The organism is Bacillus sp. 103mf (assembly GCF_900116295.1).
In the GTDB taxonomy this organism is placed as follows: Bacteria; Bacillota; Bacilli; order Bacillales; family Bacillaceae_G; genus Bacillus_A; species Bacillus_A bruguierae.
Map to the genome: position 1 here is coordinate 437,138 of NZ_FPAF01000001.1, position 14,615 is coordinate 451,752.

13 protein-coding genes are annotated in these 14,615 nt (G+C 37.5%); 1 reads left to right on the forward strand and 12 read right to left on the reverse strand.

What is annotated here, in order from left to right; translation table 11 throughout:
* Positions 1-105: 105 nt before the first annotated feature.
* The 11 genes from ftsY to BM350_RS02170 all read right to left on the reverse strand — a co-directional run bounded on the left by ftsY (position 106) and on the right by BM350_RS02170 (position 13,837).
* Positions 106-1,095, reverse strand: a complete 990-nt coding sequence (gene ftsY / locus BM350_RS02120; protein WP_090912722.1) for a signal recognition particle-docking protein FtsY — start codon at positions 1,093-1,095, stop codon at positions 106-108.
* A 15-nt stretch (positions 1,096-1,110) separates the two neighbouring features.
* Positions 1,111-4,680 (reverse strand): chromosome segregation protein SMC, encoded by a 3,570-nt coding sequence (gene smc, locus BM350_RS02125; RefSeq protein WP_090913675.1) that lies wholly within the window; start codon positions 4,678-4,680, stop codon positions 1,111-1,113.
* Between the two features lie 55 nt (positions 4,681-4,735).
* Positions 4,736-5,473 (reverse strand): ribonuclease III, encoded by a 738-nt coding sequence (gene rnc / locus BM350_RS02130; RefSeq protein WP_090912720.1) that lies wholly within the window; start codon positions 5,471-5,473, stop codon positions 4,736-4,738.
* Between the two features lie 60 nt (positions 5,474-5,533).
* A complete protein-coding gene (acpP, locus tag BM350_RS02135; protein ID WP_020059185.1) occupies positions 5,534-5,767 on the reverse strand; it encodes an acyl carrier protein in 234 nt (77 codons plus the stop codon).
* Between the two features lie 132 nt (positions 5,768-5,899).
* Positions 5,900-6,643 (reverse strand): 3-oxoacyl-[acyl-carrier-protein] reductase, encoded by a 744-nt coding sequence (fabG, locus tag BM350_RS02140; RefSeq protein WP_090912718.1) that lies wholly within the window; start codon positions 6,641-6,643, stop codon positions 5,900-5,902.
* On the reverse strand, positions 6,643-7,587 hold the full coding sequence (gene fabD / locus BM350_RS02145; RefSeq protein WP_090912716.1) for an ACP S-malonyltransferase: 945 nt from the start codon (positions 7,585-7,587) through the stop codon (positions 6,643-6,645). The genes fabG and fabD overlap by 1 nt, the downstream gene beginning before the upstream one ends.
* 15 nt (positions 7,588-7,602) lie before the next feature.
* On the reverse strand, positions 7,603-8,595 hold the full coding sequence (gene plsX / locus BM350_RS02150) for a phosphate acyltransferase PlsX (protein ID WP_090912714.1): 993 nt from the start codon (positions 8,593-8,595) through the stop codon (positions 7,603-7,605).
* Positions 8,592-9,182, reverse strand: coding sequence for a transcription factor FapR (gene fapR, locus BM350_RS02155; RefSeq protein WP_090913673.1), 591 nt, complete (start codon positions 9,180-9,182; stop codon positions 8,592-8,594). Before fapR ends, plsX begins: the two co-directional genes overlap by 4 nt.
* 87 nt (positions 9,183-9,269) lie before the next feature.
* Entirely contained in the window at positions 9,270-11,318 is a 2,049-nt protein-coding gene (gene recG, locus BM350_RS02160) for an ATP-dependent DNA helicase RecG (RefSeq protein WP_090912712.1), read from the reverse strand.
* A gap of 457 nt (positions 11,319-11,775) precedes the next feature.
* Positions 11,776-13,452, reverse strand: a complete 1,677-nt coding sequence (locus tag BM350_RS02165; protein WP_090912710.1) for a DAK2 domain-containing protein — start codon at positions 13,450-13,452, stop codon at positions 11,776-11,778.
* A 22-nt stretch (positions 13,453-13,474) separates the two neighbouring features.
* The gene (locus BM350_RS02170; RefSeq protein ID WP_000021111.1) at positions 13,475-13,837 is read right to left on the reverse strand and encodes an Asp23/Gls24 family envelope stress response protein; all 363 of its coding nucleotides are present in this window, start codon (positions 13,835-13,837) and stop codon (positions 13,475-13,477) included.
* A gap of 374 nt (positions 13,838-14,211) precedes the next feature.
* Between BM350_RS02170 and rpmB the strand changes: the two genes are divergently transcribed.
* Positions 14,212-14,400: a 50S ribosomal protein L28 gene (gene rpmB, locus BM350_RS02175; RefSeq protein ID WP_012094952.1), complete on the forward strand. Its 189-nt coding sequence runs from the start codon at positions 14,212-14,214 to the stop codon at positions 14,398-14,400.
* Between the two features lie 71 nt (positions 14,401-14,471).
* Here rpmB and spoVM read toward each other — a convergent pair whose 3' ends face one another.
* Complete coding sequence (gene spoVM / locus BM350_RS02180; RefSeq protein WP_020059192.1) at positions 14,472-14,552, reverse strand: stage V sporulation protein SpoVM; 81 nt, start codon at positions 14,550-14,552, stop codon at positions 14,472-14,474.
* Positions 14,553-14,615 lie beyond the last annotated feature (63 nt).

Sequence of the window (14,615 nt, forward strand, 5' to 3'; positions counted from 1 at the left end):
TGAATTAGTTTACATGGAGAGTAAATGTGTGTCAAGTTTTTTTCTTAACAACTTAATTTAAATTCAAAAAGAAAGAGCGGTAAACACCGCTCCCTCTTTTTCTACTTATTCCACTGCTGTTTCTACAAGGTCCGCAAATAATCCATATACATATTGTTCTGGATCAAATGCTTGCAAGTCATCCATCTGTTCTCCCAGACCAACAAATTTCACCGGTACATCCATCTCATTACGAATCGCCAATACAATTCCACCTTTAGCAGTTCCGTCCAATTTTGTTAGGACAATACCCGTTACATTTGTTGCCTCACGGAATGTCTTCGCTTGACTTAAACCATTTTGTCCTGTTGTTGCATCAATGACAAGTAGTACTTCATGAGGAGCACCAGGAACTTCACGTTCAATTACACGTTTTACTTTCTCTAACTCTTTCATTAAGTTGACTTTGTTTTGCAAACGTCCCGCTGTATCACATAACAAAACATCAACTTTCCGCGATTTTGCAGCTTGAATTGCATCATACATAACAGCTGCTGGGTCAGAACCTGATCCTTGTTTAATTACATCTACACCAACACGTTCCCCCCACACTTCTAGCTGCTCGATTGCACCAGCACGGAATGTGTCGCCAGCTGCCAATAATACAGATTTTCCATCTGATTTAAATTTATGTGCCATTTTTCCAATCGTCGTTGTTTTTCCAACACCGTTTACCCCGACAAATAAAATAACTGTCAATGCGTTTTCTTGCACATTTAATTCATTATTAAAATTACCGTCACCTTTATAAATCTCAACTAATTTTTCAGAGATAACAGCTTGCACTTCTTTTGGGTCTTGAATATTACGATGCTTCACTTCGTCTCTTAATTGGTCAATTAACTCCATTACTGTGGACACACCCACGTCCGCACCAATTAAAATTTCCTCTAACTCTTCGAAGAACTCTTCGTCAACTTTACGATAACGATATACTAAATCATTTACTTTTTCAGCAAAAGAGTTTCTCGTTTTCTCTAAACCTTGTTTAAACTTCTCTGTTACCGTATCTGTTTGCTTCGAAATTTTTTCTTTTAATTTTTTTAAAAAACTCATTCTTTCCCATCCTTCCTATTTGCTCGTAACAAGCTCTTCTCCATCATCCAAACGAACGGAAACAAGCTTGGACACACCAGACTCTTGCATCGTTACACCGTATAATACATCAGATTCTTCCATCGTACCCTTTCGATGTGTAATAACAATAAACTGCGTTTCATTACTAAATTTTTTCAAATACTGCGCAAAGCGAGCAACATTCGCTTCATCTAGTGCGGCTTCAACTTCATCAAGTACACAAAACGGTACAGGACGAACTTTTAAAATACCAAATAGCAACGCAATAGCTGTCAATGCTCGTTCTCCTCCAGAAAGAAGACCTAAATTTTGTAACTTTTTCCCTGGCGGTTGTGCAACAATATCAATTCCTGTATTTAATAAATCTTTCGGGTTTGTCATAACTAAATCTGCACGCCCACCGCCAAATAATTCACTAAATACGAACTGGAATTCTGTGCGAATTGCTTCGAACGTATAAGAAAAACGTTTTTTCATTTCTTCATCCATTTCGTCAATTACTTGATGCAACGTTGTTTTCGCTTCTTGCAAATCATCCCGTTGCTCTAATAAGAACGTATGACGCTCAGATACCCGCTCAAATTCATCAATGGCACCTATATTTACTGTACCGAGTTCTTCAATGGATAATTTAATTAATTTCACTTTTTTACGAGCTTCCTCGCTAGACATTGTCATCGTATATTTTTGTTTTGCAGCTTCAAAAGAAATGGTATACGTTTCCCGTAAATGTTGCAAGCGATTTTCTAACTCCACGTCTAAACGATTTATTTTCACTTCTTGATCTTTTAATACATCAAGCAAATATTTATGCCTACGTTTTGCTTCTTTTACCTCTAACTCTAGATGTTCTAACCGTCCTTGTAAATCAAGACGTTGTTCACGGCGTGAGCTAATTAATTCCACAGTTTGATTTCTATCGTGCGTTTTCTTTTCAATCATACTTGTAATTTGTTCTTCGCCGCTAGAATTCGATGTCATTTCTTGTTTTAAGAATGCTAAATCTTCTTTTGTCTTTATAAGATTCTTTTTCGTTTCATCTCGTTCTTTTGTAAGGCGTTCTACTGTCTCTTTTTGGTTTGATAATCGTTGTTGCTCTTCAGCTGCTTGTACTTTTAGCTCTGTAATCTCTTTCTGTACTTTTTCCTTCGAAGAATGCTGCTCGCTCTTTTGTTTTGTTAACTCTGTAATCGTTATATCGAGTTGCATAATTTTTTCTTGCAGCTCAGTAAGCGTTTCTTCTATCTCAGTTTTTCGCCCTTGTATCTTTGCTTGATCTTGCAAAAATCCTTCTAGCTCTAAATCATAAATAGATAAACGCTCTTTAATGCGATGTTCTTCTAGCTCTAACTGATTCATTTCTTCTTTGTACTTTTGTTCGTCTACACGCTTTTCATCAATATATTGTCGAAGTTCCTTCAACTTCACTTCTTTTTCTTGTATTTCTTGTTTTAGCGCTCTAACATAGTTCTCTAGCTTCTCAGTCTTTTCTTCCATATCTATCAACTTTTCATTCCACTCTTCCAATTCTCGTTGACGTCCTAATAAAGAAGAATTTGTTTGCTTCACAGCACCGCCTGTCATTGAACCTCCTGGATTCACAAGATCTCCTTCTAATGTAACAATACGATAACGATACTGCAGCTGCTTTGCTAATTCATTTGCTCCTCTTAAATCACAGGCAACTATTACTGTACCTAATAAATTTGTAATCACATTTTCATATTTATTATCATACTGTACAAGCTCCGAAGCTATCCCTATAAATGAAGGATGCTGGTTTATAATACGAAGTTGCTCTATATTAAGCGCTCTGCCTTTTATAACACTTTGTGGTAAAAAAGTCGCACGGCCATGGCGATTTTGCTTTAAGAATGTAATTGCACGGCGCGCATGTTCTTCTGTTTGTACAACCACATGCTGCATTGCTGCTCCAAGTGCAATTTCCATCGCCACTTCATATTTTTTCGGTACAGTAAGAAGCTCTGCAATCGCACCTTCAATACCATGCAACTTGCTGTCACGCGCCTTTAATACTTCACGGACACCTTGATAAAAGCCCGAATAATCTTCTTGCATTTCTTCAAGCATTTCTTTACGAGAACGAGCTTGCTGAACATATTGATATGCTTGATACAGCTTGGTCTCATTTTCACTATATTGCTCTTTACATTTCCCAAGCGTAGCTTCCGTTTGCTGCATGCTCGACAACAGATTTGTGATTTGATCTTTTATATGTTCATATTTTTCAACAAAAGTTGATTTTTGCTGTGCAATCGCTATGCCCATCTGCACATATTTTTCATTTTCTTTATCAAGACGCTGATTTTTGAAATCTCGCTGTTTAAATTGTTCCTCTAACATAGAAAGTTCATTTCGATAGCTAGCTTGTTGATTTAAAAGTTCAATATAATCACCTTTTAGATGTTCAATTTTCTCATCCAAATTTTGTTCATATGTAGACAACAATTGTTCGCTGTCATGTAACTTCTGTTCTAACTCTTTCACATGACTTGCTAATTTCATTAATTCCCCTGTTCCTTGCATGGCACTTCCTTCATATGCAGAAACTTTTTCTGTTAATTCATGAATGAGTGTTTCTAACTGCGCACAATGTGTTGTTGCATTGCGCTTTCTTTCTTTCAGCAGTTCACGTTGTCCCTCTAACTTTTCAAGTTCTTTACTAGAAAGAAGAAGAACTTCTTGTAAAGATTGAACAGACTCATCAATAGCTTGTACATTTCCACGCACTTCTTCTAAATCCGCTTCATTTTTTTGAAGCAGTGTCGATAACTCCACTTCTTCATCTTTGTTATGTTCAAACTGCTCACGAAGCGCTTCCCATTTTTCATGTAATTCTTCAATTTCATACACAATTAATGCCGCTTCGACTTTTTCTAGTTCATCTTTTTTCTCTAGATAATCTTTCGCAATAGAAGCTTGTCTTTCAAGAGGTTCTACTTGTGTACTTAATTCATGAATAATATCTTCTACACGATTTAAATTATCTTGTGCCTCTGCTAATTTCCCTTCTGCTTTCTTCTTGCGAATTTTATATTTCAACACACCAGCCGCTTCTTCAAAAACACTACGGCGGTCTTCTGCTTTACTACTTAAAATTTCTTCCACTTTACCTTGACTAATAATAGAAAACGCTTCACGCCCCATACCGGAGTCCATGAATAAATCAACAATATCTTTTAAACGACAAGACTGTTTATTAATAAGAAATTCACTGTCCCCAGAACGATATACTCGTCTCGTTACGCTTACTTCGTTATATTCAATTGGTAGACGTTGGTCCTCATTATTTAATGTTAATGTTACTTCTGCAATATTTAACGCTTTACGTGTATCACTTCCAGAAAAAATAATATCTTCCATTTTCGCACCGCGCAGCGACTTTACAGATTGTTCACCAAGTACCCAACGAATTGCATCTGTAATATTACTTTTCCCGCTTCCATTTGGACCTACTACAGACGTTACGCCTGGTACAAAGTCAATCGAAACACGTTCCGCAAAAGATTTAAATCCAACTATCTCTAACCGCTTTAAAAACACGAAAGACTTTCCCCCTTTATGCACAAGGAATCCCCCTAAGTATAAGGGGGATTCGCTATAAGTGCTCTTTTAATTTTTCCAACGCTTCTTGGGCAGCATGCTGTTCTGCCTCTTTCTTAGACTTCCCACTTCCAAGACCTAATGATTCGCCGTTTAATGTAACGCGCGATACAAATTCTCGATTATGAGCTGGTCCTTTTTCTTGCAGAATTTGATATTCTATATTCCCGCTACCATCACGCTGAATTAACTCTTGGAGTTGACTTTTAAAATCCATCACATGAGAAAAAGCACCTTCATTAATTTTCGGATAAACAACTGTTTTTAAAAATCCCCATACCTTGTCCAAACCTTGGTCCAGGTAAAGTGCGCCAACAAACGCTTCAAAGACATCCGCTAATAACGCTGGACGTTCACGCCCTCCTGTCATTTCCTCTCCCTTTCCTAAAAGGACAAGATTTCCAAATGATAGCTCATTTGCAAAACGAACGAGAGAAGGTTCACATACAATAGCAGCGCGAAGTTTTGTTAATTCTCCCTCACTCATTGTCGGATATTTTTGAAACAAATATTGCGAAACTGTCAGTTCTAATACCGCATCTCCAAGAAATTCAAGACGCTCGTTATCTTCATGTGGCTTTTTCCGATGCTCATTCACATAGGATGAATGCGTAAATGCTTGAATCAACAACTTTTCATTTGTAAATGTAATACCTATTTTCTCTTGAAACTTTTTAAAAGCCTCTCGATATTTAGCTTCATGCTTCTTATCTCTATACTTTCTGTACGGCATAGGTCCCTCCAGGTATATATGCTGAGAAAGCCCCGTATATAAACGGGACTTCATCAAGCATTATAGATGACTCTCTATGTAAGTCACAGCATCGCCAACAGTAGCAATCTTTTCTGCTTCCTCATCAGAAATTTCCATTTCAAACTCATCTTCTAGTTGCATCACAAGTTCTACTACATCTAGGGAGTCAGCACCTAAATCTTCTTTAAAGTTTGCAGCTGGTGTTACCTCTGTTTCGTCTACTCCTAAACGATCTACGATGATTTTCGTTACACGCTCTAAAACGTCTGCCATATTCATTCACCTCCTTTAAAAAGTATAGACAAACTACTACTTTTTTAAATTCATCCGCTCTTCTCAAGACATTATATTTAATATTGTACAGAAAAACGAGATGAAATCAACCTATTTCTACAGTTTCTTCTCTTACATTACCATGCCGCCGTCAACATGAAGTGTTTGTCCAGTAATATAACGACTCGCATCTGATGCTAAAAAGGCAACTGCATTTGAAATATCTTCTGCTTCTCCAAATTTTGCAATTGGAATTAACTTTAACATTTCGTTCTTCACATCTTCCGCCAATACCTCTGTCATATCTGTTACGATAAATCCAGGAGCGATCGCATTTACTGTAATATTACGACTTGCCAGCTCTTTTGCTGCAGTTTTTGTTAATCCAATTACACCAGCTTTTGCTGCAACGTAATTTGCTTGCCCTGGATTCCCAGTAACACCGACAACGGAAGCGATATTAATAATGCGCCCATGACGTTGACGCATCATATAACGAGATACAGCCTTTGTACATAAAAAGACACCTTTTAAGTTTGTATTAATAACCGCATCCCATTCTTCCTCTTTCATACGCATTAACAAATTATCTCTCGTAATGCCAGCGTTATTTACAAGAATATCAATTTGGCCAAATGTATCAACAGTTTGTTTTACCATGTCAGCTACTTCTTCGCTACTAGCAACATTTGCTTTTATTGCCATTGCTTCTGAACCTAAATTTTTAATCTCATCAACAACTTCATTTGCTTTCATTTCGTTTCCTGCGTAGTTTACAACTACTTTTGCACCTTGTTTTGCTAAATCTAATGCGATGGCACGGCCGATTCCGCGAGATGCTCCCGTTACTAATGCAACTTTGTCTTTTAATAACATTAGCCTTCTCCTCTCAGTTTTGAAATGGTATCTTTCATCGTTTCCTCATCGTATATTGCATATACTTTCGTAGACGGAGCGATTGATTTCATAAGACCAGCTAAAACTTTTCCAGGTCCAATTTCAATAAATGTATCTACACCAAGCTCCACCATACGTTCAATGGATGGGTACCATAATACAGGGGAATAAAGTTGCTCAATTAACTTTTCTTGAATGTCTTCTTTACGCGTAATGCAATCTGCTGTTACATTTGCAATAACTGGAATTTCCGCATCCTCGATCTTAATTTCATTTAGCACACCTCGAAACTTCTCAGCTGCCGGTTTCATAAGTGACGAATGAAATGGACCGCTAACACGCAGTGGAATTGCACGCTTTGCACCATTTTCTTTCGCTCTTTCTGAAGCTAATTCTACACCTTGTTTTGTACCAGAAATTACAATTTGCTTTGTGCTATTCATGTTCGCAACTTGAACGGGATAACCTTCACGCGTTACTTCTTCAGTTACCCGCTTTAACATATCAGGATCTGCTCCCATAATAGCCGCCATTGCACCTTCACCACTTGGCACAGCTTCTTCCATGTATTCACCACGTTTTCTTACAGCGTATACACCGTCTTCAAATGACATAGCACCTGCTGCCACTAGTGCGCTATACTCACCTAAACTATGTCCTGCAACATAATCTGGTGTAATATCGTACTGCTCCAATGCCTTTAAAATTGCAATACTTGTCGTTAACAATGCCGGTTGCGTATTTATTGTTAATGTCAACGCTTCTTGAGGTCCCTCAAAAATAAGTGTTGAAAGAGAGTCTTTTAAAATTTCATCAGCTTGATGAAAAACTTTCGCAACCTCTTCATGATTTTCTGCTAATTGTCTTCCCATTCCAACTGCTTGTGAACCTTGTCCTGGAAAAAGAAATGCCAATTTTCCCATTTCAAACCCTCCTCATTATTGAAGCGGTTCCTCCTCCATTACGCTCGTAATAGTAGGAATAACTTCCTTCGCTACCATTTCTCGAGTTTGACGAATCGCACTAAAAATCGACTGGTCATTAGAAGAACCATGCGCTTTGATGACAGGAGCTTTCAATCCAAATAAAGCTGCTCCTCCATACTCTGAATAATCCATTTTATCTTTTAACACCCTAAGTTTTGGTTTTAATACGCTTGCCGCTAGCTTGCTTGTAAATGAACTCATCAATTGCTCTTTTAGCATAGAGAATAATGCAATTGCAGTCCCCTCTAACGTTTTAAGGGTAACATTTCCAGTAAATCCGTCACAAACAACCACATCAGCTACACCTTGTAATAAGTCTCGTGATTCTACATTTCCAACAAAGTTAAGCGGCGCATCTTTTAGCATTGCAAAGACTTGTTTAGAAAGCTCGTTTCCTTTTCCATCCTCAGTTCCTACATTTAAAAGACCTACGCGAGGATTAGAAATCCCTCTTACTTTCTCTGCATATACAGATCCCATTACAGCATACTGGTATAAATGAATTGCTTTCGCATCGACATTCGCACCAACATCTAGCATAACAAAGCCTTTTCCATCTACTGTTGGCATCGTAGGAGAAAGAGCAGGGCGCTCTATCCCTTCTATACGTCCTACCACAAATAATCCAGCTGCCATAAGAGCCCCTGTATTCCCAGCTGAAATACAAGCGTCAGCGGCACCTTCTTTTACTTGCTGCGCAGCAAGTACCATAGAAGCTTGTTTTTTCCGACGCACTGCTCGTACCGGCTCGTCTGTTCCTTCAATTACTTCCTCTGTGTGCAGCACCGTAATACGCTCTTCACTTGTTAAATACTTACGAATTTCGTCTTCTTTTCCAACTAACGTAATATGTAAATCTGAATATTCTTTAATTGCTTTCATTGCTCCAAGTACGACAGATTTCGGTGCATGATCGCCGCCCATTGCATCTATTGCGATTCTCATAAGTTACTACCTTCCTCACTATAATTACTAGATCGATACATTTCAAAAGTGCCTGTAAATACAAGTTCGTCTCCAACAAAACTACGCACTTTGACAACCGTCCGTCCTTTATCATTCTCTACATCTTCAACACGTGCTTTCGCAACAACACGCTCTTCTAATTTTACAGGACGAATATATCGAATGGTAGACTTCGCAGTTAAAGCTAATTCTTCATCAATAACCGCAACAGCTAATGAGTTTGCTTGTGCAAATAAATGATGCCCGCGAGCAATTTGATTACGTTTAAAGACATGTTCTTCTTTCACCTCAAAAATAGAAATCGCATGTCTATCTAATTCTATATCAATAATTTCTCCTACCACTTCATCAAGCGGTAAAGATTTTACATCTTCTTCATGTTGTTTTGTTGCCACATGTTTAATTCGTTCTCGTAATTCTGGAATCGAAAGTTCCATACGATCAAGACGAATTGTTTGAATACTCACTTGAAATTGTTCAGCTAATTCTTCATCCGTAATAAACGGATTTGCTTCTATTGTTTGTTGTAATAACTCTTGTCTTTCTTTTTTCCTTCTCTTTTTCATTCCGCACCATCCATTTTTATGACTAGGTACTAACAGTAGTATATAAGCATTAAATACAGAATGCAACATTTTTTTACGTATTGCGCTTTAATCTAGCTTTTCTCCTTGAAAAACCCCTGATTTCTCTAAATATCTACGCAGCATTTCATACTGTTTACTTTGCCAAAACGCAGTCGAATCAACAAGTAGCGCAGCATCTTGCCTTGCTGTTTCTAACGCTCGATAATCATGTACCATATCAGCTAATTTAAATTCAGGTAAACCACTTTGCTTGCTCCCAAAAAAATCCCCAGGACCACGCAATTCTAAATCTTTTTCCGATAGGACAAATCCATCATTTGTCTCTGTCATAATACGCATACGTTCTTTTCCTGTTTCCGATTTCGGATCAGCAATTAAAATACAATAAGATTGTTCACTGCCACGTCCTACACGACCACGAAGTTGATGAAGTTGCGATAACCCAAAACGCTCTGCATCATAAATAACCATCGTTGTTGCATTTGGCACGTTCACACCAACTTCTACAACTGTTGTCGAAATGAGAATTTGCACTTTATTTTCGCTAAATTGGTGCATTATTTCATCTTTCTCCTGAGAAGAAAGGCGGCCATGCATCAGACCAACTTGAAATTTCCCTTGATAATGATGAGTCAACATACTATGCAAATCAATTGCATTTTGCACATCCAATTTCTCCGATTCTTCAATTAATGGACAAATGACATACGCTTGTCGTCCTTTTTTTACTTCTTTCTCTACAAATCCAAGAACACGTTCAAACATATCATGTTTCGCCCAGTATGTTTCAATGACTTTACGACCTGCCGGCATCTCATCGATAATTGATACATCCATTTCACCAAACGCAGTAATTGCTAATGTACGAGGAATTGGCGTTGCTGTCATAAATAAAACATCAGGATTTTCCCCCTTTTCCCTCAATACACGACGCTGCGCTACACCGAAGCGATGTTGTTCATCCGTAATTACAAGCCCAAGCCTGTGAAATATGACTTCATTTTGAATTAAAGCATGAGTTCCGACGAGAATATCAATTTCTCCTTGTTCTAGTCTAGCTAGTATCTCGCGGCGACGCGCTCCCTTTACAGAGCTTGTTAATAATTCAATATTCATATTAAAATGAGAAAATATAGATACTAACGATTGATAGTGTTGCTCTGCTAAAATTTCTGTCGGTACCATTAATGCCCCTTGATATCCAGCTAATTTCGCTGCATACAAAGCAATTGCAGCCACTACCGTTTTTCCAGAACCTACGTCACCTTGTAGTAAACGATTCATTCGATACGGGGACTCCAAATCTTTCATAATTTCTGTAACAACACGCTGCTGCGCATTCGTTAACGGAAAAGGAAGGGCTCCTATAAACTCTTCTAATTGTTCAAGAGATACGTCTTTTTTTGTTCCCTTCGAACTTTCCCGCTCCATTTTACGAAGTGCCTGCATCTTCAATTGAAACAAGAAAAATTCTTCATATACAAAGCGACGACGCGCCTGTTTCATATCTTCTTGTCCACTAGGAAAATGCAAAGCATATAGTGCTTCATAGCGAGATAATAATTTGTAACGCGACAACAATCCTTCTGGCAACACTTCTTTCACAAAAGAACCATACTCTTTAAACGCCCCCGCAATAAAGCGACGCATTTGTTTTACTGTCAATTTACCCTTAACTGAATATACTGGTTCTACTTCTTGTTGACGAACAACCGGCCCAAAGTGAAGTTCAGATACCGAAATCGTTTGACGATGTTGATCCCATTTTCCAGATATCGTTATCGTTTCATCAATATTTAACTTCTGCTTATAGTAGGGTCGGTTAAAGCATACAGCTGTAATTAAATAGCGCCCAACGAGAACACGTACAGTAAGACGAGATTTCTTTTTTCCATAATATTGTAAAAGAGGTGCACTATGTACTTTTCCCTCCACAGTTACCCGTTCTTCATGTTTAACTTCAGCCAAATCCTTCATCGCATAGTCTTCATAACGATACGGAAAATGCTCTAGTAAATCAGAAACCGTAAAAATCCCCATCTCATTTAGTAATACAGCTGTTTCTTCTCCAATCCCTTTCACATCCGTAATTGGAATTTGCACCACTTCACCCAAGATCTTCACGCCCCGTCAAATCTTATTCCTAACCTTTCATGTATAACACTCATCTTCTTTACTTGCAGGTTATATCTCAACAATAGATTACATATTTTCATTTTCACTTTGAATATGCAATCACTACCTCTCCTATTCTACCATAGCATCAAGAAAGCATAGTAGTCATTTCACCTTCCCCTAGTCGCATATATATTCATTTTAATTTCCCAACATATAAGTCCTGCTACGCAAAATACAACATGACCGCTACTTGCTTTCTCCTTTTGTTTTAACCTCGCATGTAGCAAAAAATGCCCTGCCCGTTAATACGAGATAAAGAAAACCATACAGATGGAAGTTTCACTTTATTCCCCAAAAGAAAGAGAGCCTCACCATATCTATTAGCAAGACCCTCTCATCACTTATATTAGTTCATCTCATTATAGAGTAAGTACATTTTAAACGAAATAAAACTTTATTCTACAGAAAAAATGAAAGAATATAAAGGTTGATTTCCATTATGAACTTCCACTTCTACATCTTCAAATTTTTCTTCTACAAATGTTACTAATTCATCTACTTCTTCTTCTGATGCATCTTCACCCTGTAAAATTGTTAAAATTTCTGCATCTTCATCAAGCATATTTTCTAACAGTTTTTTCGCAGCTGTAATTTTTTCTACATCTGTAGATACAATTTTCCCATCTGCAATGCACATGAAGTCATCTTTATTAATTGTTACACCATCAATTTCTGTATCACGAACCGCATACGTGATTTGGCCCGTTTTCACATGAGCAAGCGCTTCGTTCATTTGCGCTTCGTTTTCTTCAAGAGTTCCTGCTGGATTAAAAGCAAGCATCGCTGCCATACCTTGTGGAACTGTTTTTGAACGAACAACAATTACTTCTTGGTCCACTACAGAAGCTGCTTGCTCTGCAGCCATTACAATATTACCATTGTTCGGTAATATAATAACTTTTTCTGCATTTGCTTCTTCAATCGCTTTTACAATATCTTCTGTACTTGGATTCATCGTTTGACCGCCTTCAATAACTACCGTCGCACCGATGCTTTCAAACAATTCTTTAATACCAGAACCCATTGCTACAGTTACAATTCCATAAGGCTGTTTTTCAGCAGGTTGTTTTACTTCTACATGCATCGCCATAGGCTCATCTAATAAAGCAGTATGTTGTTCACGCATATTTTCTACTTTAATTTTAATTAAGCTTCCATAACGTTGTCCGTAGTTCATCGCATCTCCAGGATGCTCTGCATGAATATGAACTTTTACGATTTCATCATCAGATACAACAAGCAATGAATCACCATACACACTAATCTCTTCGCGGAATTTTTGCTCAGAGAAATTATGTTCTTTCATTTTCTCATCGTCTAACTTAACCATAAATTCTGTGCAGTAGCCGTATTTAATATCCTCTGTACTCAATTGACTTTGTACACTACGGTGATGTTCTGCACGTACCATTTCGTTCATAGATGGTTGTGTTGGCTGATTAGAAGCGATTGTTTCACCCTTTAAGTCCGCTAGAAATCCTTCATAAACGACAACAAGACCTTTCCCACCGCTATCTACAACACCAACTTGCTTTAATACAGGCAATAAATCAGGTGTACGATTTAATGATGCATTCGCTTCTTTCACAACTTCTTCCATAAATAAAACAAAGTCGCGCTGTTTTTTCGCAACTGTGATTGCATGTTTACTCGTTTCCCTTGCAACAGTTAAAATTGTTCCTTCAATTGGCTTCATAACTGCTTTATATGCCGTTTCTACGCCTGCTTCTAACGCATCAGCAAAATCAATTGTTGTTAATTCTTCTTTTTGTTCAATGGATTTCGAAAAACCACGGAACAACTGAGATAAAATAACACCTGAGTTACCACGCGCTCCCATTAATAATCCTTTGGCTAAACTTATTCCGACTTTACCAGCGTGTTGTGAAGGATTTCCTTTCACTTCGCGCGCACCTGAAGTCATTGATAAGTTCATATTTGTACCCGTATCGCCATCTGGAACTGGAAAAACGTTTAAAGCATCAACAAGTTGAACATTGTTTGTTAAATTATTTGCTCCTTGTATGATCATTTGTGACAAACGTTTTCCATCAATTTTTTGAATTGACACAGTTCTTCCTCCTTAATGCACATTACAAGTTTATTACTTTAACTCCTTGTACGTAGATGTTTACAGAATCTACTGCTAGTCCTACCGTTTGATCTAGTGTATATTTCACTTTCGTTTGGACGTTATGTGCTACCTCTGAAATTTTTGTACCATAGCTCACGATAATATACATATCAATATGTACTTCATCTTCGTCTTTACGAACAATAACGCCTCTAGTGAAGTTTTCTTTTCGTAAAATTTCTGTCAATCCATCTTTTAATTGGTTTTTAGAAGCCATACCGACGATGCCGTAACAGTCTACTGCAGCGCCTCCAGCAATTGTTGCAATTACATCTGTACTAATATCAATTTGACCGTACTTCGTTTTAATTTCAATTGACATCTCGTTTCCCCCTTCTGAAATGGTGAAAGTGAGCTAGACTACTTTATTTACTATCATATAATCTTTTTAAAGAAAATTCCATCGTTCTTTCTTTTCGCTCTCACATTTATATAAAAAATAGCATTTTTTATGGTGAGCAAAATAGTCCATTGTTATTATACAACATATACTACTACAATATGTCAAGTAATTTTTCTTGATTTCAACTTTTAATTCCTTACATATAGTGTCAAGTAATTTTTCTTGATTTCTTTTTTATACACTGTTGCATTCTCTTTTTAGTTGTGTTAAATTATAGTAGTGTTTTTAGCATCGCATAAAAGACTAACATTGAAAATTACGTAGGTTACGGTAGTTAAGGGAGGGAAATATAGATGGCTCGTGTTTGTGCTATTACTGGAAGAAAAGCTCGTTCTGGTAACTCTCGTTCTCACGCAATGAACGCTACAAAACGTAAATGGGGCGCTAACCTTCAAAAAGTTCGCGTACGCATTAACGGTAAAGTTCAACGTGTTTACGTTTCTGCTAGAGCATTAAAATCTGGCAAAATCGAACGTGTTTAATAATAAAAAAGAGAGCCTGTTGGCTCTTTTTTTATTATGCTCATGAAAAAAGCACCGGTAATAGGTGCTTTTTATCCTTTTTTAAAGGTATTCAATACCGCGCGAACAATTCCACCAAGAAATTTCGGTAACTTAATTGTATAAAATCTCATGGTTTCCCTCCTAATCCCATTACTCCACTTGTTTACTATAGACGCCGCAACAAAAGTATTCCT

What these genes read in the sequence shown, in the direction of transcription:
- ftsY (WP_090912722.1), bottom strand. Translation starts at nt 1,095, where the DNA reads ATGAGTTTTTTAAAAAAATTAAAAGAAAAAATTTCGAAGCAAACAGAT.
- rnc (WP_090912720.1), bottom strand. Translation starts at nt 5,473, where the DNA reads ATGCCGTACAGAAAGTATAGAGATAAGAAGCATGAAGCTAAATATCGA.
- acpP (WP_020059185.1), bottom strand. Translation starts at nt 5,767, where the DNA reads ATGGCAGACGTTTTAGAGCGTGTAACGAAAATCATCGTAGATCGTTTA.
- fabG (WP_090912718.1), bottom strand. Translation starts at nt 6,643, where the DNA reads ATGTTATTAAAAGACAAAGTTGCATTAGTAACGGGAGCATCTCGCGGA.
- fabD (WP_090912716.1), bottom strand. Translation starts at nt 7,587, where the DNA reads ATGGGAAAATTGGCATTTCTTTTTCCAGGACAAGGTTCACAAGCAGTT.
- plsX (WP_090912714.1), bottom strand. Translation starts at nt 8,595, where the DNA reads ATGAGAATCGCAATAGATGCAATGGGCGGCGATCATGCACCGAAATCT.
- fapR (WP_090913673.1), bottom strand. Translation starts at nt 9,182, where the DNA reads ATGAAAAAGAGAAGGAAAAAAGAAAGACAAGAGTTATTACAACAAACA.
- BM350_RS02170 (WP_000021111.1), bottom strand. Translation starts at nt 13,837, where the DNA reads ATGTCAATTGAAATTAAAACGAAGTACGGTCAAATTGATATTAGTACA.
- rpmB (WP_012094952.1), top strand. Translation starts at nt 14,212, where the DNA reads ATGGCTCGTGTTTGTGCTATTACTGGAAGAAAAGCTCGTTCTGGTAAC.
- spoVM (WP_020059192.1), bottom strand. Translation starts at nt 14,552, where the DNA reads ATGAGATTTTATACAATTAAGTTACCGAAATTTCTTGGTGGAATTGTT.